Source organism: Psychrobacter sp. TB55-MNA-CIBAN-0194, assembly GCF_040309505.1.
In the GTDB taxonomy this organism is placed as follows: Bacteria; Pseudomonadota; Gammaproteobacteria; order Pseudomonadales; family Moraxellaceae; genus Psychrobacter; species Psychrobacter fozii.
Genome location: NZ_JBEOOW010000667.1, coordinates 1 through 244 on the forward strand (window position 1 = coordinate 1; position 244 = coordinate 244).

Below are 244 nucleotides of genomic sequence, written 5' to 3' on the forward strand. Positions count from 1 at the left end.
CCACTAAAATACGTGCTGCTGATAAGTTCTTTAGTAAAGATAAATCCATTACTGCTGCTCCGCAACAACCATATCCATGGCTTCACATAACCAATGGCCAATAAACATGTGTGCTTCTTGAATACGCGCGGTTTCGTCGTTTTTAATAATAATAGGTAACTTTGCAATATCTTTTACTTGCCCGCCGTCACGGCCAGTAAGTGCAACCGTGAATGCCCCTATTTTGTTAGCAGCTTCTAATGCT

The 244-nt window shown here is 41.4% G+C and carries 1 protein-coding gene; it reads right to left on the reverse strand.

The genetic code is table 11. The features are described 5' to 3' along the window. Positions 1-48: 48 nt before the first annotated feature. On the reverse strand, positions 49-244 hold a 196-nt coding region (locus AAEY75_RS16675), incomplete at its 5' end, for a hypothetical protein (RefSeq protein ID WP_502944461.1).